Origin of the sequence: Pseudomonas sp. ok266, assembly GCF_900110195.1 — a bacterium.
Classification (GTDB): domain Bacteria; phylum Pseudomonadota; class Gammaproteobacteria; order Pseudomonadales; family Pseudomonadaceae; genus Aquipseudomonas; species Aquipseudomonas neuropathica.
This window is the reverse complement of record NZ_FOCU01000004.1, coordinates 107750-129003: the sequence shown is the minus strand read 5'-3', so window position 1 is coordinate 129003 and position 21254 is coordinate 107750. Positions and strand designations below refer to the sequence as shown.

The window sequence follows — 21254 nt, the reverse complement described above, 5'->3', positions numbered from 1 at the left end:
TCGCCGCCCGCTTGATGGTGCCAGTCGGAACGCCGCAATTACCGGCTCAAGGACCGGGCCAGAAACGGCGCGGTTTTGCTTTTCTTGCTCGCCGCAACCTTCTGCGGTGTACCCGCCACCACGATTCGACCACCCTGATCCCCCGCGCCCGGACCGATGTCGATCACCCAGTCACTCTGCGCGACCACGCGCATTTCGTGCTCAACGACAATCACCGTGTGCCCCGCCGTCACCAGTGTATCCAGCTGTTCGAGCAGCCGATCGACATCACGCGGATGCAGCCCGGTGGTCGGCTCGTCCAACACATACAAGGTCGCGCCGCGCTGATTGCGCTGCAACTCGGTGGCCAGTTTGATCCGCTGCGCTTCGCCACCGGACAACTCCGTGGCCGGCTGACCCAGGCGCAGGTAACCCAGGCCAATATCGCGCAGCACTTCCAGTGACCGGCGAATCCCCGCTTGCTCGGCAAACACCGTCACCGCTTCCTCAACGGTCAATTGAAGCACCTGCGCAATGCTCAAACCCTCCCAGAGAATCGCCAGGGTCTGCGGGTTGTAGCGCGCGCCATGACAAGTCGGGCACGGCGCATAAACACTGGGCATGAATAACAACTCGACACTGACAAAGCCTTCACCCTCGCAGGTGGCGCAACGGCCCTTGGCGACGTTGAAGGAAAACTGCCCGGCGTCGTACCCGGCGGCCCGTGCCGCGTCGGTCGCGGCATAGAGCTTGCGCACGTTGTCGAACAACCCTGTGTAAGTGGCCAGATTGGAGCGTGGCGTGCGGCCGATGGGTTTCTGGTCGACCTGCACCAGTCGCTTGATCGACTCCAGCCCCGACGTTACCTGGCCGCTGCTGATCTGCGGCGCGTCGTCCTCGAGGCTGAGTTCTTCCGGCTCGCTGTCCACCGTCGGCCGCCCTAACTGCGCGCCGACCAGCTCCAGCAGGGCCTGACTGACCAGACTCGACTTGCCCGAGCCGGACACGCCAGTCACCGAGGTGAAGCAACCCAGTGGAAATTCGGCGCTGAGGTTATTCAGGTTGTTGCGGGTGATGCCATCAAGTTTCAGCCACGCCGTCGGTTTGCGCGCGGTGCGTGCCTGGCGCTGCGACTCGGCAAACAGGTAGGCGCGAGTCTGCGATTGCTCGATCTCGGCCAGACCTGCCGGCGGGCCGCTGTACAGCACCTGCCCACCCTGCTCGCCCGCCGCCGGGCCGACGTCGATCAGCCAGTCGGCGCGGCGCATGGTTTCTACGTCGTGCTCGACCACAAACAGCGTGTTGCCGTCTGCCTTCAAGCGCTGCAACGCCTCGAACAACGCCTCGCCATCGGCCGGGTGCAAACCGGCGGAGGGTTCGTCGAGCACGTAGATCACCCCGAACAATTGCGAGCCCAGTTGCGTCGCCAGTCGCAAGCGCTGCAACTCACCGGACGACAGCGTCGGGGTGCTGCGCTCCAGCGCCAGATAACCGAGGCCCAGATCGGTCAGGGTGCTGACCCGCTCCAGCAGATCCTCGGCGATGCGCTGCGCCGCCAGGCGTTTTTCCAGTGACAGGTTGGGCGTGTGCCGCACATCCGGCGCGCTGGCGTGGCCACTGGCGCCATGAGCGACGCGCTGCTGGCGGGCCTCGCGGGTTTGCGCGTGACTTAAGGTCTCGCCGGTTTCTTCAGCGTGTTCGAGGTAGCTGGCCGCCGCCACCGGCCGCAGCACCTCGGCCACTTGCAACAATGGCATCTGCGACAGCTCACCGATGTCATACCCGGCAAATGTCACCGACAACGCTTCACGTTTCAGGCGTTTGCCATCGCACAGCGGGCAAGGGCTGCCGAGCATGAACTGCGAAACGCGCTTCTTCATCAGCGCACTTTGCGAGTGAGTAAACGTGTGCAGAATGTAGCGCCGGGCGCCGGTGAAGGTGCCCTGGTAACTCGGCTCCATCTTGCGTTTGAGGGCGACGCGGGTTTCTTCCGGGGTCAGCCCGGCGTACACCGGCACGGTCGGGGTTTCTTCGGTGAAGAGAATCCAGTCGCGCTGTTTTTTCGGCAGCTTCTTCCATGGAATGTCGACATCGATGCCCATGGTCACGAGGATGTCGCGCAGGTTCTGCCCCTGCCACGCCAGCGGCCAGGACGCCACCGCGCGCTGGCGGATGGTCAGGTTCGGGTCCGGCACCATCAGCGCTTCGGTGACCTCGTACACCCGGCCGAGGCCATGGCATTCGGGGCACGCGCCTTGCGGGGTGTTCGGCGAGAAGTCCTCGGCATACAACATCGGTTGCCCCGGCGGATAACTGCCGGCGCGCGAATAGAGCATGCGGATCAAGCTCGACAGCGTGGTCACGCTGCCCACTGACGAGCGCGTACTCGGCGTGCCGCGTTGCTGTTGCAGGGCCACGGCCGGCGGCAGGCCTTCGATGGAGTCGACATCCGGCACGCCGACCTGATCGATCAGCCGTCGCGCGTACGGCGCCACCGACTCAAAGTAACGGCGCTGGGCTTCGGCATACAAGGTCGAGAACGCCAGTGACGACTTGCCAGACCCGGACACCCCGGTGAACACCACCAGCGCATCGCGGGGAATGTCGACATCAACGTTCTTCAGGTTGTGTTCACGGGCGCCACGTACCCGGACCATGCCGGTGGGCGCTTTGGAGGTGCGTTTGGAAGTCATCGACCTGCCTTGGTGAAGGAATGTTCTACGCTCAGCTACCGAGCACCACCCGAATCATCTGCAACATGGCTTCCGGGCTGTACGGTTTGCCAAGCAAGTGCGTGTCAGGGCTTAACTGGTGATTGCGTGAAATGATGTCGCGGGTGTGCCCGGAGGTGAACAGCACCGCCACCGGCGGCGTCTGCACCTTGGCCCAAGCGAACAGGTCGGAGCTTTTGATCAGCCCCGGCATGACCACGTCAGTGAAGATCAGGTCCACCTCGACACCTTCGAGGAGCATTTGCATGGCCGCATCGCCATGACCGGCGGTCAGCACGCGATAACCCTCCTCGCGCAACAATTCGACCGCCGAAGCGCGCACGGCGTCATTGTCCTCGACGACCAGAATCGTTTCGTGGCCGCCGCTCTGCTGCCTTTGCAGACCGGGCGCCTCATCAAGGATCGGCCGCAGACTGCGCGGGAAGTACAACTGCACCCGCGTGCCCTCGCCGAGGGTGCTGGTGATCTCGACATGCCCGCCGCTCTGTTTGACGAAGCCAAACACCATGCTCAAGCCCAGCCCGGTGCCCTGACCGTCAGCCTTGGTGGTGAAGAACGGCTCAAACACTTGCTCGAGAATCTCTGGCGGGATGCCGGCGCCGGAGTCACTGACCGCGACGCGGACAAACTCACCGGGGACGATGCCTTTACCGGCACAGAACTCGCGTTCGAGCCGCACGTTGGCAGCGCTGAGCGCAATGGTGCCCTCGCCCTTCATCGCATCGCGAGCATTGATCGCCAGGTTGAGAATGGCGTTTTCCAACTGGTTGCGGTCGACGTTGATGTGCCACGGCTTTTGCGGCAGTTGCACGTCGATCTGAATGGTTTCACCCAGCGCACGCTGCAGTAATTCGCCGACACCTTCGAAAATCTGCTGCGGGTTGCACACCGCCGGCGACAGAGGCTGGCGCCGGGCGAACGCAAGCAATTGCGAGGACAGCTTGGCGCCGCGCTCGACTGCTGCCAGCGAGGCGCTGACGCGGCGCTGCACGTTGGCATTGTTCGGTTCATGGCGCGCGAGCAGATGCAGATTGCCGGCGATCACTTGCAACAGATTATTGAAGTCGTGGGCGACGCCGCCGGTCAGACCACCAATCGCTTCAAGCTTCTGTGACTGGCGCAACTGCTCTTCAGCCGCCAGCCGCGCCTCGACTTCTTCGCCTACGCGCTGTTCGAGGTTGCGGGTAAATTTGAGCAGGGATTCTTCGGCGATCTTGCGTTCATGAATGTCGATCAGCACGCCGGGAAAGCGCAACGGCGCGCCGTGTTCGTCGAACTCGCAAGCGCCACTGGCCAACACCCACAGATAACTGCCGTCACTACGCCGGACGCGATACTCGGCGTTATACGGCTCACCGGTCTGCACGGAATGGGCGACGCGCTCTTGTACCCAGGCGTGGTCATCGGGATGGATGCGCGACTCGGCAATGTCCTGGGCCAGATTGCTCAGGTCATGCTCCGGCGGATACGAGAACGTGCGGGCGAATCGCTCGTCTGCCGACAACGTGTTGTTTTTCACGTCCCAGACAAACGAGCCGAGCAAGGCCCCGGCATTCAACGCCAGACGCACCCGCTCGTTGTCGGCGCGGTAAGCGCTTTCAGCTTCCTGACGCCGGCGTTCGGAGTGCATGAACTCGGTGGTTTCCACCACCATCGCCATCACCCCGGCCGGCTTGCCGTCATCATTGGCCACCGGGCTGTAATACAGGTCCATCCAGACGTCTTCGGGGACGCCATCGCGCAACAGCACCAACTCTTTATTGCGAAACGACAAGGTGCCGCCGGCCAGGCAGGTATCGACCACATGCCGGTTGAAATCGGCGACTTCCGGCCAGCCCAGCTCCACCGGCGCACCGAGTAGATACGGGTGCCGACCACCGGCAAATTTCGAATAGGCATCGTTGTAGATCATGTACCCGGCATAGCCCCAGAGCATGACCATCGGCAGCGGCGACGCCAGCATCAGTTGCACCGCGCTGCACAGGCTGGCCGGCCAGCTGTTCAGCGGACCGAGTTCAGTATGGCTCCAGTCGAACGCACTGATGCGCCCGGCCATTTCGCCTTTCCAGCCGTCACAACCATGGCTATCGGATAAAAACTGCATCGACTGACTCAGTGTCCTGTTGTGATTGCCCGATAAATCGCGACGCCATAACGACGCGACGCCCGTCTGTTTCGAGCGCCTCCAGTCGCATTGGTTTCATATGATATATAGCCGATTTCATCCGCGCCCGGAACCTAAACCCCGATCAGGTGCTTGAGCGGGTGGTAGCCGGTTTTCATTTTGGCGGCGGCGTCGAGAATGGCCTTCTCGATGCCGTTCAGATGCGTGCAGGTCAGCTCGATGGCGGCGCTCTGATTGCCGGCCTCGATGTATTCGATCAGGCGCAGGTGTTCGTTGTCGCGGCAGACTTCATGGCTGTCGTCGTCCAGCGCTGCAGCGTACAGCGAAGCGCGGGAGATCAGTTTCTGGAACCAGTCGAGCAGCACCGGGTTATTCAGGCTGCACGCCAGTTTGATGTGGAACTCACCGAGCAGATGGATCAGCCGTTCGTGATCGCCCGCCGCGTGGGCTTCATCTTCCAGCAGCAGGTGTTCGCGCAAATCCTGCATCGCCGCGCTGTCCTTGCGCCGGCACAGTTCGGTAACGATGCCGATCTCGATCAGCCGGCGGGTTTCAAACAGCGAGCGGAGCTCTTCATTGCTCGGCAGCGACACCGATGCCCCTTTATTCGGCTCGGTGGTGACCAGTCCATCGGCCTCCAATTGCTTCAATGCCGCGCGCACCGACGTGCGGCTGACCTTGAATAATTCGGCCAGCGAGGCCTCACCCAGTTTCATCCCCGGGCGCAACGAACGCTTGCTGATCGCCTCGTAAACCCCTTGGTAGACGCGGTCGACCGTGGTTTCCGGTTTCTTTTCGGTCATTTGGGCACTCCTTTAACGTCGAGCAACTGAGTGCCACGCAGGATATAGCCTTCGGCTTCGAGATGCAGGGTCTTGATTGCACGTTGAGTGCGGATCAGCCATCGAGGCGGCGTCGCGCTACTTGTCTGCTCGTTGCAAGCAGGACATATGTGCCGGGAGGGGGCGGTGAGCAGGCTCACGCGTACATTTGATCTTTCCCACGCAGTGCATGGGAAAGATCTTACCGGGCTCAGTCAGTGCCGTACTTCGGCGAGCGCGGGCCGTATAGCAGGCCTGCCCGGTGTCCGGCCGAGAGCAGACGATTGCTCGCCACACCGGCAATCGGGTAGCCGGCATCGGTGGAGCTGTTGATGATCTGCTTCACTGCCGCCGAGATCAGCATGCCGACGATACCGCCGGCATTGCTATTGCCGCCCTCTTCGCTCGACGCCCGGGCCGAACCGGTCCACAGCGTCGTGCCACTTTTCAGGTCGACCAGTTTCGCCGTCGCGGTCACTGCTGTTTCGCTGCTGATCACCATGTAGCGCGTACCGTATTCGGTCACGGTGATGTACAGCGCAGCGTCCGCACCGAAGATTTCCTTCAATTTGCCTGGCGGTGCCTGGTGGATGTCGTCCGGGGTGCTCAGACCGTTCTGGCGGAACGTCTCATCAACCAGCGCAATCGGCAGCACGTAGTAACCGGCTTCGGCCAGTGGGAAGGTCACCTGCGACAACAGACTGTAGGACGCCTTCACATCCGGCGAAGTGTTCAGCGGAGGCAGCACCAGAATGGTTTTCGGCCGCGCCTGTTTGTAGGCCGAGTAATCCACGGTCTTGGGCGCAACGCAGCCGCCCAGCACGGTCAGGGCCAGACCGGCGACCAGCAGTTTCAAGGTGCGCGCGATCATTTCGCGTCTCCGGTCTTGGCGTTTTTGAGCAGGAAATCCATGTACGTCCCAGACTCAGGGAACAGGGTTTTCTCGGTTTTGAACTGCTGCACCATCTGGTCGTCCTTGCCCATGCTCAGATAGAGCAGGCCAAGGTGCGCGTGGTAACCCGGCGGTACAGCCTTGCCGGTGGAGCGGATTTTCTGCAAGTCACGTTCCAGCGCTTCGGCCTGGGCTTCTTTCGGCTCTTCGCCTTTGAAGTATTCGTAGACCTGGGGCTCGTAACCTTCCCACTGGTACAGGGTTTGCGGGCCGGAGGCACAACCGGCCAACAAGGCGCTGGCGGCCAGCGTCAGCGCCATCAGCGCGCGCGACAAAGTCAGATTCATGGGTGTTGCTCCTTGCAATGGGCGTCGATCAGTTGCCCGGTTTCCAGGCACCGGCGTTCATGCCATCGACCAGACGATTGATCGCCTCGCGCATGGCCAGATCCAGTACTTTGCCGTTGAGGGTGGAGTCGTAGGCAGCGGTGCCGCCGAAACCGATGATTTCGCGGTTGGACAAGGCGTATTCGCCGGCGCCCTGGGTCGAATAGACCACTTCGGAGGTACTGATATTGACGATATTCAGGTTGACCTTGGCGTAGGCCACCTGAGTCTTGCCACGGCCGAGGATGCCGAACAGTTGGTGATCGCCGGTCTCTTTGCGGCCGAACTCGGTGACGTCGCCAGTCACAACGTAATCAGCACCTTTAAGACGCTGAGCCTGGCCCTTGATCGCCGCTTCCTGCTGGATTTCACCCATGTTGTCGCGATCCAGCACGCTGAAGCGGTTGGTCTGCTGCAAATGGGTGATCAGGATGGTCTTGGCCTGACCGCCGAGACGGTCGACGCCGTCGGAGAAAATCCCGCGCATATAGCTGGAGCGGTTGTCGAACTTGCCCACGGCCATTGGCACGCGAACGCCGGTCCAGACTTGTGTGGCGCTTTCAACCTTGGCCACCGGCAGCGCGCGGGAGCTTTCAGTGGCGCAACCGGCGAGTGTGCCGGCAATCGTGCCGAGCACGGCAATCGCAACGCCTGAGACCAGCATCCGGGAGATCATTCTCACTGAGTATTCCTTTTGAAAAACGGGGATGCCCCGACACGGCAAGGCGCTCGGGAGCTGAAAAGGGGCGGCATTATGACAAAGTGCCATCATTCACGACAGGCTTTTTTGACGCCAATGAATTGGCCGTCTTGAACATAAGCAAAACCCCTGTAGGAGTGAGCCTGCTCGCGATAGCGGTGTGTCATTCACGTTGATGTTGTCTGACACACCGCTATCGCGAGCAGGCTCACTCCTACAAGGGTTGTGTTGATCAATGGAAATCGCGGCTCTGCACGCGGATGCCATTGAGCAGCGAGCTGAGGTCGCTCAGGCGGCCGGCGATCAGGTGGCGCACTTCGCCTTCGCGCTCCCAGCGGCCGTCGACTTTCAGCAGTTGCGAGCCCACCAGCACTTGCCGTTGACGCTCGGCCAGATCCCGCCAGACCACCACGTTGACGTTGCCGAACTCATCTTCCAGCGTCACAAAGGTCACGCCACTTGCGGTGCCCGGTCGTTGCCGTCCCGTCACCAGCCCGGCGATGCTCACCGGTCGGCCATGTTCGACTTCAAGCAACTCCTGCGAACTGCGGCAGCGCCGGGCTTTGAGTTCGCCGCGCAACAGTGCCAGCGGATGCGGCCCCAACGTGGTGCCGACGGTGCTGTAATCGGCGTGCAGATCCTCGCCAACGCTGGGTTTGGGTAGTACCACCTCCGGCTCCTCCTGACTCGGCAACCCGGCAAACAGGCCCAGCTGTTTCTGCACCCCGGCGACTTCCCAGCGCGCCCGATGCCGATGTCCGGCCAGGCCACGCAACGCCCCGGAATCGGCGAGCAACGCCTGCGCCCGACTGTCGAGCGCCGCCCGCTCGCCCAGGTCGGCGACATCGGCAAATGCCCCGCGCGCGCGCGCCGCTTCGATGCGCCGGGCATCGTCCTCGCGAAAACCCTTGATCATCCGCAGACCCATGCGAATCGCCGGTTGCGCCGTCGTGGTGGTTTCCAGGCTGCAATCCCAGTCACTGGCGCGCACGTCGACCGGGCGGATCTGCAACTGATGGCGGCGCGCATCCTGGAGAATCTGGTCCGGGCTGTAGAAGCCCATTGGCCAGCTATTGATCAACGCGCAGGCGAACGCCGCCGGTTCGTGGCACTTGAGCCAGCAACTGGCGTAAGTCAGCAAGGCAAAACTGGCGGCGTGGGACTCGGGAAAACCGTAGCTGCCGAAGCCTTTGATCTGCTCGAAAATCTGCGCGGCGAACTCCGGCGTGTAGCCGTTCTTCTTCATGCCGGCGGCGAGGCGTTCCTTGTGCGGTTCCAGTCCGCCGTGGCGTTTCCACGCAGCCATCGAGCGACGCAACTGATCAGCCTCGCCGGGGCTGTAATCGGCGGCGACGATGGCGATCTGCATCACCTGTTCCTGAAACAGCGGCACGCCGAGGGTTCTTTCCAGAACAACCTTGAGTTCTGGTGACGGGTAGGTTTCCTCTTCTTCCTTGTTCCGGCGACGCAGATACGGATGCACCATCCCGCCCTGAATCGGTCCCGGGCGGACGATGGCCACCTCAATTACCAGATCGTAGAACTTCGCCGGTCTCAGGCGCGGCAGCATCGACATCTGCGCCCGCGACTCGATCTGGAACACGCCGATGGTGTCAGCGCGGCTGATCATGTCGTAGGTCGGTTTGTCTTCGGCTGGAATCGTCGCCAGGCTCAGATCCAGATTGCGATGGTGGCGCAGCAGGTCGAAGCAGCGGCGAATCGCGCTGAGCATGCCGAGGGCGAGAATATCCACCTTGAGCAGGCCGACTGCATCGAGGTCATCCTTGTCCCACTGAATGATCGTGCGCTCGGCCATGGCGGCGTTCTCCACCGGCACCAGCGTGTCCAGCGGCTGCTCGGAAATCACAAAGCCGCCGGGATGCTGCGACAGGTGCCGGGGGAAACCGATCAACTGCCCGGTCAGGCTCAGCACTCGGCGCAGCACCGGGCTGTCCGGGTCGAAACCGCCTTCGAGCAAACGCGCGACCGGCGGTGTTTCATCGCTCCAGTGGCCGCAGCAATCAGCCAGTGCGTTGATCTGATCCGGCGGCAGGCCCAAGGCCTTGGCCACGTCGCGCACCGCGCCGGCAGCGTGGTAGGTGCTGACCACCGCCGTCAGTGCCGCACGACCACGGCCGTAACGGCGAAACACGTATTGCAGGACTTCTTCGCGGCGCTCGTGCTCGAAATCGACGTCGATGTCCGGCGGCTCGTTGCGCTCCTTGGACATGAAGCGTTCGAACAGCAGCGTGGTGCGATCCGGATCGATTTCGGTGATGCCCAAGGCAAAACACACCGCCGAGTTGGCTGCCGAACCACGGCCCTGACACAGAATCTTCTGCTCGCGGGCGAAGTGCACCACATCGTGCACGGTGAGAAAGTAGCTTTCGTAACCGAGTTCGGCGATCAGCTTCAGTTCATCGTCGATCTGCTTGAGCACTTTGGCTTGAGGCCCCTGTGGCCAGCGCCAGGCGATGCCCTCTTCGGTCAGATGCCGTAGCCAGGAACTGGCGCTGTGCCCTTCCGGCACCAGTTCTTTCGGATACTGATAACGCAACTCGCCCAGGTCGAAGGTGCAGCGCCGGGCCAGGCTCACCGACTCATCGAGCAAGGCCTGCGGATACAACTCGCGCACGACCTCGACACTGCGTAAATGCCGTTCGCCATTGGGGTGCAAACGTAACCCCGCCTCGGCCACCGGCACGTGATGACGGATCGCAGTCATGGTGTCCTGCAAGGCACGCCGGCCACGGGCGTGCATGTGCACATCGCCGCTGGCCACGGCAGGAATCTGCAACTCGGCGGCCAGCCCCGACAATGCCGCCAACCGCTGCTGATCGTCCTGGCCACGATGCAATTGCACTGCCAGCCACAACCGTTCGCCAAAGGTCTGCTGCAGCCAACGACCCTCCTCCACGTCATCAAGCGAGTCCGGCACCCACAACACCAGCAACCCCGGCAACGGCTCGGCGAAGTCTTCGCGCAGCACCTGATACTGGCCTTTCTGCGTGCGCCGTCGGGCGCGGGTGATCAGGCCGCACAGCGCTTGATAGCCCGCCAGATTCTCCACCAGCAGCACCAGTTTCGGACCGTTTTCGATACGCACTTCGCTGCCGATGACCAGCGGCAGCTCCACCGATTTCGCCGCTTGCCAGGCCCGAACGATCCCGGCCAGCGTGCATTCATCGGTGATCGCCAGTGCCTGATAGCCGTGCTTTTTTGCGCGCTGGAACAGTTCCAGCGCACTGGACGCACCGCGTTGAAAACTGAAGTTCGACAGGCAGTGCAGTTCGGCATAACCGTCGTTCATGCAAACCAGCCCTGCAGCCACAGCGGACCGCCCTCACCCACCGCCCGATAAGCCCAGCCCTGCTGACCGGCGCGGTTCTGGATCAGGTAATAATCGCGACGCACGTCGTCACCGTCCCACCAGCCGGACTCGATGCGCTCCGGGCCCATGAGAATCCGCGCCGAACCTTCCGCCAAGCTTTGTGGCTCGCCGAGTAACCAGCCCGGACGATGCACGTTCGGCAAGCCTGCGCAGCGTTGTTTATCAACGCCGTGCTGCCACGCGCACTCGGGACGATGATCGGCCTGAAAACGCAACCCCTGCACCGCGTCATCGCCCAAGCGCGCACGCAGGCGTTCGCGCAACTGCTCCCACGGCAAGGTCTGCTGCGGACGGTCGTCGAACAGTTGCTGAAACTGCGGCACGAAACTCGGCAGGTCCTCGGCGCGCAGACGAAAGCCGCGCACGGGCGCCTCGACTTGCACTTGTTCCAGCCGGCCACGGGCCAGTTCGAAGAGCATCGCCGGATCACGTTCGGCGCTGAGCAGGCCGACCTTGATGATGCTGTCCGGCAGCCCGGCGTGTTCCAGGTGCAGATCGAAACGCTGCACGCCGCTGTCACGCCCGCAGAGGAACGCCGACAGATCGCCGGTCAAACGGCGTAACGGGAACAACAGTGCCTGATGGGACTGCACGTCAAAGTTGAGTTCGATGCGTACGTCGAAACGATCCGGCGGCAGGTAAAACGCCAGCGCCAATGGCCGCGCGCCGAACAGCGTGTCGAGATGCTTGAGCATCTGCGCTTCGAAGCGCCGGGCCAGCGCCTGACGCGGCAGGCTCTGCACCTGACTGAGATTGCGCAGGCCCATACGTGATAACGCCGTGGCCACTGCGGGTTCCAGACCGACGCGGTCGACGGGCAACTGACCGAGATGATGCTGCAAGGCCTCGCCGTCCGGCACCACCAAGCCGTCATAGGCGTTGGCCAGCACCCGCGCCGCCACGGGATTCGGTGCCGCGACGATGCGATGGCGGAAGCCCAGGTCGGTCAGTTCCCGGCGCAGTCGTGCTTCGAACTGCGCCCACGAACCGAACAGACCCAGGCTGGATTCGATCTCGAACACCACGGTACGCGGGTAATGCACGCTGACCTGCGAGCTGAAACGGTAGGCCCACGCGGCGAGAAACTGCTGCCAGTGTTCGACCTCGGCGGCCTCGTAATCAGCCGTGGCAAAGCCTTTGCTCATCGCCTGCGCAGCGGTCATCGACTGCCCTGCGCGCAAACCAAGCTTGCGCGCCGCCGGGTTGACCGCTTGCAACACCCGGCGCTGGGCCGGGCCGTTAAGCAGCACCAACGGTTCATCGGGATCGGGACGCTGACGCAGCACGGCGTCCAGGGCCAATTGCGGAAACAGGATACACACCCAGCGCATGCTGACCTCAGTGCCCCACAGCAAAGGCAATCGGTGCCGTACGCGCCAGCCCGCCACGGCACTTGAGCACGCGCAACTGTGCAGGTCTGGCGTCGATGGCAATGCGTAACGCCGCCGGTGACGGGTTGATCGCTTCGCTCAACGGCCGCCAGGCAAACGCCAGGGTCTGACCGGTTTCCGCCGCCACCTGCAAACGGCGCAACGCGCGATCATCAGCCTTGTGCGGCCAGCACAGCACCGCGCCGCAACTGCCCGAACGTAAACATTGTTCCGCCGCCCACAAGGCATCGCGCTCGGTGGCCTGGATCACCGACAACTGGCGCAGATCGACCCCGGCGCTTGCCCACGCCTGCGGGTACGGCACGAACGGCGGCGCCACCAGCACGATGCGCTCGCCCGCCGCCGACAACCGCGCCAGCGTCGGCCAGACCAGCTGCAGTTCGCCGACACCGGGACCGGCCAGGAGGATTTCGCTCAACGCCGCTTCCGGCCAGCCACCGCTGGGCAGTGCCGCGTCCAGCGCGGCGTGGCCGGTCGGCTGCGGGCTGGCGGCCGGTGGCGCAGGCCGGCCTTTCCAGACCTGGCCACCATTAAACAGCGTATCCAACGCAACGACGGCGCCCATCAGCCTTGCCTCACCAGACCGCAAAACACCCCTTCGATGGCCAGATCCTGATCGTCACGCACGACAATCGGCTGATACGCCGGGTTGCGCGGCAACAGCCGCACGGCATCGCCCAGCCGTTCGAAACGTTTGATGGTGACTTCACCGTCGAGGCGCGCTACGACGATCTGGCCGTTGAGCGCCTCGGGATTGCGCTTCACGCCGACCAGATCGCCGTCAAGAATGCCGTCCTCGATCATCGAATCGCCCTGCACCCGCAGCATGTAATCGGGCGTGCGGGAGAACAGCGCCGGGTCGAGCAGCAAGCGGCTATGGATGTCGGCATCGGCGCCAATCGGCGCACCGGCAGCGACTCGGCCGAGTACGGGAATGTCGAGCAATTCCGGGCGCGCCGGCTGCCCGAGCAGGCGAATACCCCGGGCCTGATGCGGATTGACCTCGATAAAACCGGCTTCGGTGAGCGCGAGTACATGCTTGCGCGCCACGCTGCGCGAGGCAAAACCAAAAGCCTCGCTGATTTCAGCGAGGCTTGGGGGCTGACCGTGTTCGGCGATTCGATCGCGGATAAAAGTCAGAATGGCAGTACGGCGGGGAGTCAGGTTCGTCATGGAGTACATTTGTACTCCTGTAGGATTTTCCTGACAAGCACCGCAGGTCGGCCCAGGCCGACGCAGGAGTTGCCGAAGGTTCGGCAGCGCCTGCATTGATCTTCAATGGTCACTTGATCAGGGTGAAGTGGCCTGCCGATACTCGCGTGGCGTAAACCCGGTCGACGCCTTGAACTGGCGCGTGAACGCGCTGTGATCGGTGTAGCCGCATTGCAGCGCCACGTCCGTTATCGGCAGGTCGGTGTGCAGCAATCGATGCGCATGCTCCAGGCGTACTTTCTGGATCATCTGCCGTGGCGTCAGGTGGAATACCCGTTTGCAGTAACGCTCCAGTTGCGCCACGGAAATACCGGCGATGCGGGTCAGTTCACCGAGGGTCACGCGGCGATTGAAATTCGCGCGAATATGCTCATCGACAGCCGCCAGCCGCTCGAATGCCGGGTGGGTTTCACTGGCCGATTGCAGGTCCACCGAAATCCCCGCCAGACCGATAATCACCCCGTCACGGTTATACAGTGGCTGCTTGTGCGTCAGGCACCACCCCGGTTCGCGGCTGCCGTACAGATGCAGTTCGAGCTGATCCTCCAGCACAAAACCCTCCTCCAGCACCTTGCGATCCTGCTCGGTGTAGCCCGGCCCGAGTTGCGCCGGAAACACCTGCGCGCTGGTCTTGCCCAGTAACGGACGCAAATCCTTCAAGCCACAGCGCTGCACCAGCGTGCGGTTGGCAAGCACGTATCGGGCCTGCACATCCTTGATGAAAATCGCCGCATTGGGGATCACATCAAGCATCGGCAACAACAGCGCTGCACCGGCCAAGAGTTCCTCCAGTGTCTGCGGACGCTGGCCATTCATGCCTTGAGCGAGGATCGAAAACGCCTGCTGCATCAAAGATTCCCCTCGTAACGTGGACAGACCAAATGCCCGCCATGCGCCGTTCGCACGCAGATTGCAGCATCGTTCGCGGCGTGTCGAGGGCCATGTTTTATCGGCGTCATTGTGCTGATTTCGTCATCGAAGCCAGCAAAAAACATCAATCGCCGCGAGGTCGATGAGTTCAAAGTCTGGCCGTCCCAGTGACACAACTGCCTATCCAATAACTCACAAGAAGGCGATGCCATGTCAGGCCAAGGCAAGTTCAAAAAACAGCTTTCACTGATCGACCTCACATTTATCGGGCTGGGGGCGATCTTCGGTTCCGGCTGGTTGTTCGCGGCCAGTCATGTGTCCGCCATTGCCGGCCCGGCGGGGATTTTTTCCTGGCTGCTGGGCGGCTTCGCCGTGTTGTTGCTGGGCATCGTCTATTGCGAACTCGGCGCTGCACTGCCGCGTGCCGGCGGCGTGGTGCGTTATCCGGTTTACTCCCACGGGCCGCTGCTCGGCTACTTGATGGGCTTCATCACCCTGATTGCGTTTTCCAGTCTGGTCGCCATCGAAGTGGTCGCTTCGCGCCAATACGCAGCGGCGTGGTTTCCCGGCCTGTCCAAAGCTGGCACCGGCGATCCGACGATTCTCGGCTGGCTGGTGCAGTTCGGGCTGTTGTGCGTGTTCTTCCTGCTCAACTACCGCAGCGTGAAAACCTTCGCCAAGGCCAACAATCTGGTCAGCGTGTTCAAATTCATCGTGCCGTTGCTGGTGATCGGGGTGCTGTTCACCTTCTTCAAACCGGCCAACTTCGAGGTGCAAGGCTTTGCCCCGTTTGGCCTGTCCGGCGTCGAGATGGCCGTGTCGGCGGGTGGCATCATTTTCGCATATCTGGGCCTGACGCCGATCATCTCGGTGGCCAGTGAAGTGAAGAATCCGCAGCGCACCATTCCCATTGCGTTGATCCTCTCGGTGCTGCTGTCGACACTGATTTACGTGCTGCTGCAAATGGCCTTTCTCGGCAGCATCCCGACGGAAATGCTCGCCAACGGCTGGGCCGGAATCAGCAAGGAATTTGCCCTACCGTACCGCGACATTGCGCTGGCGCTGGGCGTGGGCTGGCTGGCGTATCTGGTGGTCGCCGATGCGGTGATCTCGCCGAGCGGCTGCGGCAACATCTACATGAACGCGACCCCGCGAGTGATCTATGGCTGGGCGCAGACCGGGACCTTCTTCAAGGTCTTCACCCACATCGATGAAAAGTCCGGCATCCCGCGCCCGGCGCTGTGGCTGACCTTCGCCCTGTCGGTGTTCTGGACGTTGCCGTTCCCGTCGTGGGAGGCGCTGATCAACGTGGTCTCCGCTGCGCTGGTGTTGAGCTACGCCGTGGCGCCGGTGTCGGTGGCCGCGCTGCGCCGCAATGCGCCGGACATGCCACGGCCGTTCCGGGTCAAGTGCATGGGCGTGCTCGGGCCGGTGTCGTTCATCATCGCCGCGCTGATCGTCTACTGGTCGGGCTGGAGCACCGTGTCGTGGCTGCTCGGCCTGCAGATCCTGATGTTCGTGGTGTATCTGCTGTGCGGTCGATTTGTGCCAACCGCTCACCTGAATCTGGCCAGCCAAGTGCGTTCCTCGGCGTGGCTGATCGCCTTCTACGCGGTGACCATCGTGCTGTCGAAACTCGGCACCTTCGGCGGCCTCGGCATCCTCGCCCATCCATTCGACACCCTTGTCGTCGCGGCGTGTGCCACCGGCATTTACTACTGGGGTGCGGCGACCGGTGTACCGGCGCATCTGCTGCGCCTGGAAGAGGACGACGAGGACAGCGAAATCACTGCCCCCGCCTCGACCGTCTCTGCGCGCCCTGCCGGCGCCTACTGAAATCATCCAACGGGACATGTTCATGAAACGAGTACACGTGATTGATTCCCACACCGGCGGTGAACCGACACGCCTGGTAATGAACGGCTTCCCCGAGCTGCCCGGCAACAGCATGGTCGAGAAGCGCGATGCGCTGCGCACTCAACATGATCAATGGCGCCGTGCCTGCCTGCTGGAACCGCGCGGCAATGATGTGCTGGTCGGCGCGTTGTATTGCGAACCGGTCTCGGCGGACGCCACTTGCGGGGTGATCTTCTTCAACAACGCCGGCTACCTCGGCATGTGCGGCCACGGCACCATCGGCCTGATCAACTCGCTGCAGTACCTGGGGCAAATCGAACCGGGCGAGCACAAAATCGACACCCCGGTCGGCCCGGTCAGCGCCACGTTGCATGACGACGGAACCGTCACCCTGGGCAACGTCCCCGCTTATCGCCATCGCCAACAGGTGCCGGTGGATGTACCGGGTTACGGCCGCGTGTTGGGCGACATCGCCTACGGCGGCAACTGGTTCTTCCTCGTTTCCGAGCACGGCCAGACGCTGACCATGGACAACGTCGAACACCTCACGGCGTACACCTGGGCGATGCTCAAGGCCCTCGAAGACCAAGGCATTTACGGCGAGGACGGCGCGGTGATCGATCACATCGAACTGTTCGCCGATGACGATCAGGCCGACAGCCGCAACTTCGTCATGTGCCCCGGCAAAGCCTACGACCGCTCCCCGTGCGGCACCGGCACCAGCGCCAAACTCGCCTGTCTGGCCGCCGACGACAAGCTGCAACCCGGCGCGACCTGGGTGCAGGCGAGCATCACCGGCAGCCAGTTTGAAGGTCGCTTCGAATGGCAAGGCGAACGCATCCGCCCGTACATCACCGGCCGCGCCTACATGACCGCCGACAGCACCTTGCTGATCGACGAAGCAGACCCGTTCGCGTGGGGCATCTGAACCGCCACGCTGACTTTTCACCTCAATTTGAATGATGTGCCAAGGAGTTAAAACAATGAGCGACAACATCTTCACCGGTTGCATGCCGGCCCTGATGACCCCGTGCACCGCCCAGCGCAAACCGGACTTCGATGCCTTGGTGGCCAAGGGTCGCGAGCTGATCGATATCGGCATGAGCGCCGTGGTGTATTGCGGCTCGATGGGTGACTGGCCGCTGCTGACCGAGGCCGAGCGTCAGGAAGGCGTGGCGCGTCTGGTCGCGGCAGGCATTCCGACGATCGTCGGCACTGGCGCGGTGAACTCACGCGAAGCGGTTTCCCACGCGGCCCATGCGGCGAAAGTCGGTGCGCAGGGTTTGATGGTGATTCCCCGCGTGCTGTCTCGCGGCGCTTCGGTCACCGCGCAAAAGGCCCATTTCGCCGCGATTCTGCAAGCCGCGCCAAATTTGCCGGCGGTGATCTACAACAGCCCTTACTACGGCTTTGCCACCCGCGCTGACCTGTTCTTTGAACTGCGCCGCGAGTACCCGAACCTGATCGGCTTCAAGGAATTCGGCGGTGGCGCCGACCTGCGTTACGCCGCCGAAAACATCACCTCCAAGGACGATGACGTGACCTTGATGGTCGGTGTCGACACGCAAGTGGTACACGGTTTCGTCAACTGCAACGCCACCGGCGCCATCACCGGTATCGGCAACGCCCTGCCCCGCGAGGTGCTGCAACTGGTCGCGCTGAGCAAGCAAGCGGCCAAAGGTGACGCCAAGGCCCGGCGTCAGGCGCGGGAACTGGAATCGGCGCTGGCGGTGCTGTCGTCGTTCGATGAAGGCTGCGACCTGGTGCTGTATTACAAGCACCTGATGGTGCTCAACGGCGACAAGGAATACACCCTGCATTTCAATGAAACCGATGCGTTGAGCGACTCGCAGCGGCGGTATGCCGAGAAGCAGTATTCGCTGTTCTGTCACTGGTACGAGAACTGGTCGGCGGAACAGAACTTCGCCTGATCACGTCCCCCTCACCTGCCGCGAAGCCTTGTGATTCGCGGCAGGCCTCCCTCTTTTTATCAGGAAGACACCATGACTTTGACGGGCCACATGCTGATCGGGCAGCACATGATTGCCGGCAATCGCAGCGCCATTCGCGGGATCAATCCGGCTACGAATGAAACGCTGGAACCGGCGTACGCCGGTGGAGCGGCCGAGCATGTCGAACAGGCCTGTGCGCTGGCCTGGGCAGCGTTCGATGTTTATCGCGAGACAACCCTGAATGTCCGCGCTGAATTCCTGCAATCCATTGCCGAAGAAATCGAAGGCCTCGGCGATGAACTGATCGACCGTGCCCACGCCGAAACCGGCCTGCCGCACGCGCGTCTGCTAGGTGAACGCGGGCGTACTTGCCAACAATTGAGAATGTTCGCTCGCACGGTCCGCGCCGGTGAATGGCTGGATGTGCGTGTCGATAGCGCGCAACCGCAACGTCAGCCGTTGCCGCGCGCCGATCTGCGTCAACGGCAGATCGCGCTGGGGCCGGTCGCGGTGTTTGGCGCGAGCAATTTCCCGCTGGCGTTCTCCGTGGCCGGCGGTGACACCGCATCGGCGCTGGCCGCCGGTTGCCCAGTGATCGTCAAGGCGCACAGTGCGCATCCCGGCACCAGCGAACTGGTCGGCCGCGCCGTCGCTCGGGCGGTAAAAAACTGTGGTTTGCCGGAAGGCGTGTTCTCGTTGCTGTACGGTTCCGGCCGCGAAGTGGGCATTGCGCTGGTCACGGATCCACGGATTAACGCAGTGGGTTTCACCGGCTCGCGTAGCGGTGGTCTGGCGCTGATGCAAGCGGCGCAAGCGCGGCCCGAGCCGATTCCGGTGTACGCGGAAATGAGTTCGATCAATCCGGTGTTGCTGTTTCCGGCGGCGCTGGATAAACGCACGCAAGCATTGGCGGAAGGGTTTGTGGCTTCGCTGACATTAGGCGCGGGCCAGTTTTGCACCAATCCGGGCTTGGTGATTGCCTTGAAAGGACCGGCGTTGGACAAGTTCATCGCCGCCACCGCCGAGGTGATTCAACGCAGCCCCGCGCAGACGATGCTGACACCCGGCATCTTCAGCGCTTACGAGTCTGCCGTGAATGCACTGGCCGAAAATGCCGCTGCACGCATCACTGGCATCGGTCAGACCGGCAACGGCCCGAATCAATGCCAGGCCCATGTATTCGTGACCGAAGCCGCCGACTTTCTCGCCGATCAGCGCCTGCAAGCCGAAGCCTTCGGTGCGGCGGCGCTGATCGTGCAATGCAGCAATGAAGCGGAAATACGCCAGGTCGCCGAACACCTGGAAGGCCAGTTGACCGCGACGTTGCACCTGGATGAGCCAGACCTGCAACAGGCCCGCGCTCTGCTGCCGACGCTGGAACGCAAGGCCGGCCGGTTGCTGGTCAACGGCTGGCCAACCGGCGTCGAGGTGTGTGACGCGATGGTGCATGGCGGGCCTTTCCCGGCCACCTCCGACGCCCGCACGACTTCGGTCGGTACCGCGGCGATCCTGCGGTTCCTGCGCCCGGTGTGCTATCAGGACTTCCCGGACAGCTTGTTGCCTACCGCACTGAAACAGGCCAATCCGCTGCAATTGCGCCGTCTGCTCGATGGCCAAAGGGAAGCGCAGCACCATGGCGAATAACGGCTCCCACGACATCGCCGTGGTCGGCGCCGGCATCATCGGCGTCGCCTGCGCACTGCGTCTGGCTCGCCAAGGGTTGCGCGTGGTCGTGATCGATCAGCAGCAACCCGGCCACGGCGCCTCGTTCGGCAACGCCGGGCATCTGGCGACCGAGCAGGTATTTCCGATTGCCGACGTGTCCATCCTCAAGCGCCTGCCGGCCATGCTGATGGACCCGATGGGGCCGTTGCGACTGGACTGGAAATACCTGCCGCGCGCCCTGCCATGGTTCACCCGCCTGCTGCTGAATCTGCGCCCGGTGTCTTTTCAGAACACCGTGGCGGGTTTGCGCGCGCTCAATGAAAACAGCCTGGACGCCTGGCAGCGCTTGCTCGCCGACATCCAGAGGCCGGACTTGCTGAAGATCGATGGTTCGCTGCTGGTGTTCGAACGCCCCGAATCGCGTCAGGCCATCCAGGCATTACAGGCTCGCCTGCATCAGCAGCAGGTACCGGTCGATTACTGGCAGGCCGGCGCCATCCGCGAAACCGCGCCGCAACTCAGTGAACAGATCCAGGGCGGTTTGTTCTTTCCACGCACCGGGCACTTTATCGATCCCTACCGCGTGGTGTGCGAACTGGTCGAAGCGGCCAAGGCCAGCGGCGTGAGTTTTGTCCAGCAACAGGTTCAGGGCGGCTACGTGCAGGAGCACGGGGTTACGCTGACCACTGGCAATGGCGGCCTGACTGCCAGCCGCGTGCTGATTGCCTGCGGCGCACATTCAGCAAAACTCACCGCCGCCCTCACCGGCAAAAAAGTCCCACTGGACACCGAGCGCGGCTATCACCTGATGCTGCCGCAGGAACACAACCGACTGCCCTTCCCCGTGACCTCGCTGGAGCGCAAATTCATCATGACGCCAATGTCCGAAGGGTTGCGCCTGGCTGGCACGGTTGAATTCGCCGGACTGGAGAAACCACCGAGCATGGAGCGTGCGTGGCAATTGCACCGGTTGAGTCAGGGCTTGTTTCGCCAGGATCTGAATGCTGAAGCGGCGACGCCGTGGATGGGTTTTCGACCGTCATTGCCCGATTCATTACCGGTGATTGATCAGGTGTGCGGGGGCAAGGTGTTGCTTGCTTTTGGGCATCAGCATCTGGGGCTGACGCAGGCGGCGGTGACGGCGGAGATGGTGGTGCGGATGGCGGGCCTGTACGCCTTCCCGGCAACGGCATTGCCGAGTGGCGAGCCCTATAGGTTGGCGCGTTTCTGACGGCACTGATCTGCAAGTTCGACGGTGAGCGAGCGTAGCTGCGTTGCCGC

Annotated in this window: 16 protein-coding genes; 5 read left to right on the top strand and 11 right to left on the bottom strand. The window is 62.7% G+C overall.

Translation table 11 applies throughout. The features are described from left to right. Positions 1-38: 38 nt before the first annotated feature. The 11 genes from BMY54_RS08455 to BMY54_RS08405 form a co-directional block, all read right to left on the bottom strand. A complete protein-coding gene (locus BMY54_RS08455) occupies positions 39-2672 on the bottom strand; it encodes an excinuclease ABC subunit UvrA (RefSeq protein ID WP_093430828.1) in 2634 nt (877 codons plus the stop codon). A 31-nt stretch (positions 2673-2703) separates the two neighbouring features. Further along, the gene (locus BMY54_RS08450; RefSeq protein ID WP_093430826.1) at positions 2704-4815 is read right to left on the bottom strand and encodes a hybrid sensor histidine kinase/response regulator; all 2112 of its coding nucleotides are present in this window, start codon (positions 4813-4815) and stop codon (positions 2704-2706) included. 134 nt (positions 4816-4949) lie between these two features. Continuing rightward, positions 4950-5639 (bottom strand): GntR family transcriptional regulator, encoded by a 690-nt coding sequence (locus BMY54_RS08445; RefSeq protein ID WP_093430824.1) that lies wholly within the window; start codon positions 5637-5639, stop codon positions 4950-4952. A gap of 229 nt (positions 5640-5868) precedes the next feature. Then, positions 5869-6528, bottom strand: coding sequence for a DUF799 domain-containing protein (locus BMY54_RS08440; RefSeq protein ID WP_093430822.1), 660 nt, complete (start codon positions 6526-6528; stop codon positions 5869-5871). Continuing rightward, positions 6525-6896 carry a DUF4810 domain-containing protein gene (locus tag BMY54_RS08435; protein WP_093430820.1) on the bottom strand — a complete coding sequence of 124 codons (372 nt, stop codon included), beginning with the start codon at positions 6894-6896 and terminating at the stop codon, positions 6525-6527. The genes BMY54_RS08440 and BMY54_RS08435 overlap by 4 nt, the downstream gene beginning before the upstream one ends. Before the next feature lie 28 nt (positions 6897-6924). Continuing rightward, positions 6925-7611: a CsgG/HfaB family protein gene (locus BMY54_RS08430; protein ID WP_161986630.1), complete on the bottom strand. Its 687-nt coding sequence runs from the start codon at positions 7609-7611 to the stop codon at positions 6925-6927. A gap of 256 nt (positions 7612-7867) precedes the next feature. Beyond that, positions 7868-10966: an error-prone DNA polymerase gene (locus BMY54_RS08425; protein ID WP_217827619.1), complete on the bottom strand. Its 3099-nt coding sequence runs from the start codon at positions 10964-10966 to the stop codon at positions 7868-7870. Beyond that, positions 10942-12357, bottom strand: a complete 1416-nt coding sequence (locus BMY54_RS08420) for a Y-family DNA polymerase (protein WP_093430815.1) — start codon at positions 12355-12357, stop codon at positions 10942-10944. Before BMY54_RS08420 ends, BMY54_RS08425 begins: the two co-directional genes overlap by 25 nt. 7 nt (positions 12358-12364) lie before the next feature. Then, positions 12365-12982 (bottom strand): translesion DNA synthesis-associated protein ImuA, encoded by a 618-nt coding sequence (gene imuA, locus BMY54_RS08415; protein ID WP_093430813.1) that lies wholly within the window; start codon positions 12980-12982, stop codon positions 12365-12367. Then, positions 12982-13599 carry a transcriptional repressor LexA gene (lexA, locus tag BMY54_RS08410; RefSeq protein ID WP_093430810.1) on the bottom strand — a complete coding sequence of 206 codons (618 nt, stop codon included), beginning with the start codon at positions 13597-13599 and terminating at the stop codon, positions 12982-12984. Before lexA ends, imuA begins: the two co-directional genes overlap by 1 nt. A gap of 108 nt (positions 13600-13707) precedes the next feature. Further along, on the bottom strand, positions 13708-14478 hold the full coding sequence (locus BMY54_RS08405) for an AraC family transcriptional regulator (RefSeq protein ID WP_093430807.1): 771 nt from the start codon (positions 14476-14478) through the stop codon (positions 13708-13710). Between the two features lie 231 nt (positions 14479-14709). On the opposite strand from BMY54_RS08405, the gene BMY54_RS08400 reads away from it, so the two are divergent. The 5 genes from BMY54_RS08400 (at position 14710) to BMY54_RS08380 (ending at position 21204) form a co-directional block, all read left to right on the top strand. Further along, complete coding sequence (locus tag BMY54_RS08400; protein ID WP_093430804.1) at positions 14710-16335, top strand: APC family permease; 1626 nt, start codon at positions 14710-14712, stop codon at positions 16333-16335. Between the two features lie 22 nt (positions 16336-16357). Continuing rightward, positions 16358-17284: a 4-hydroxyproline epimerase gene (locus tag BMY54_RS08395; protein ID WP_093431672.1), complete on the top strand. Its 927-nt coding sequence runs from the start codon at positions 16358-16360 to the stop codon at positions 17282-17284. 55 nt (positions 17285-17339) lie between these two features. Continuing rightward, a complete protein-coding gene (locus tag BMY54_RS08390) occupies positions 17340-18287 on the top strand; it encodes a dihydrodipicolinate synthase family protein (protein ID WP_093430801.1) in 948 nt (315 codons plus the stop codon). 72 nt (positions 18288-18359) lie between these two features. Further along, positions 18360-19952 (top strand): aldehyde dehydrogenase (NADP(+)), encoded by a 1593-nt coding sequence (locus tag BMY54_RS08385; protein ID WP_093430798.1) that lies wholly within the window; start codon positions 18360-18362, stop codon positions 19950-19952. Next, complete coding sequence (locus BMY54_RS08380; RefSeq protein WP_093430795.1) at positions 19942-21204, top strand: NAD(P)/FAD-dependent oxidoreductase; 1263 nt, start codon at positions 19942-19944, stop codon at positions 21202-21204. Before BMY54_RS08385 ends, BMY54_RS08380 begins: the two co-directional genes overlap by 11 nt. Positions 21205-21254 lie beyond the last annotated feature (50 nt).

What these genes read in the sequence shown, in the direction of transcription:
- BMY54_RS08455 (WP_093430828.1), bottom strand. Translation starts at nt 2,672, where the DNA reads ATGACTTCCAAACGCACCTCCAAAGCGCCCACCGGCATGGTCCGGGTA.
- BMY54_RS08450 (WP_093430826.1), bottom strand. Translation starts at nt 4,815, where the DNA reads ATGCAGTTTTTATCCGATAGCCATGGTTGTGACGGCTGGAAAGGCGAA.
- BMY54_RS08445 (WP_093430824.1), bottom strand. Translation starts at nt 5,639, where the DNA reads ATGACCGAAAAGAAACCGGAAACCACGGTCGACCGCGTCTACCAAGGG.
- BMY54_RS08440 (WP_093430822.1), bottom strand. Translation starts at nt 6,528, where the DNA reads ATGATCGCGCGCACCTTGAAACTGCTGGTCGCCGGTCTGGCCCTGACC.
- BMY54_RS08435 (WP_093430820.1), bottom strand. Translation starts at nt 6,896, where the DNA reads ATGAATCTGACTTTGTCGCGCGCGCTGATGGCGCTGACGCTGGCCGCC.
- BMY54_RS08430 (WP_161986630.1), bottom strand. Translation starts at nt 7,611, where the DNA reads ATGATCTCCCGGATGCTGGTCTCAGGCGTTGCGATTGCCGTGCTCGGC.
- BMY54_RS08420 (WP_093430815.1), bottom strand. Translation starts at nt 12,357, where the DNA reads ATGCGCTGGGTGTGTATCCTGTTTCCGCAATTGGCCCTGGACGCCGTG.
- imuA (WP_093430813.1), bottom strand. Translation starts at nt 12,982, where the DNA reads ATGGGCGCCGTCGTTGCGTTGGATACGCTGTTTAATGGTGGCCAGGTC.
- lexA (WP_093430810.1), bottom strand. Translation starts at nt 13,599, where the DNA reads ATGTACTCCATGACGAACCTGACTCCCCGCCGTACTGCCATTCTGACT.
- BMY54_RS08405 (WP_093430807.1), bottom strand. Translation starts at nt 14,478, where the DNA reads ATGCAGCAGGCGTTTTCGATCCTCGCTCAAGGCATGAATGGCCAGCGT.
- BMY54_RS08400 (WP_093430804.1), top strand. Translation starts at nt 14,710, where the DNA reads ATGTCAGGCCAAGGCAAGTTCAAAAAACAGCTTTCACTGATCGACCTC.
- BMY54_RS08395 (WP_093431672.1), top strand. Translation starts at nt 16,358, where the DNA reads ATGAAACGAGTACACGTGATTGATTCCCACACCGGCGGTGAACCGACA.
- BMY54_RS08390 (WP_093430801.1), top strand. Translation starts at nt 17,340, where the DNA reads ATGAGCGACAACATCTTCACCGGTTGCATGCCGGCCCTGATGACCCCG.
- BMY54_RS08385 (WP_093430798.1), top strand. Translation starts at nt 18,360, where the DNA reads ATGACTTTGACGGGCCACATGCTGATCGGGCAGCACATGATTGCCGGC.
- BMY54_RS08380 (WP_093430795.1), top strand. Translation starts at nt 19,942, where the DNA reads ATGGCGAATAACGGCTCCCACGACATCGCCGTGGTCGGCGCCGGCATC.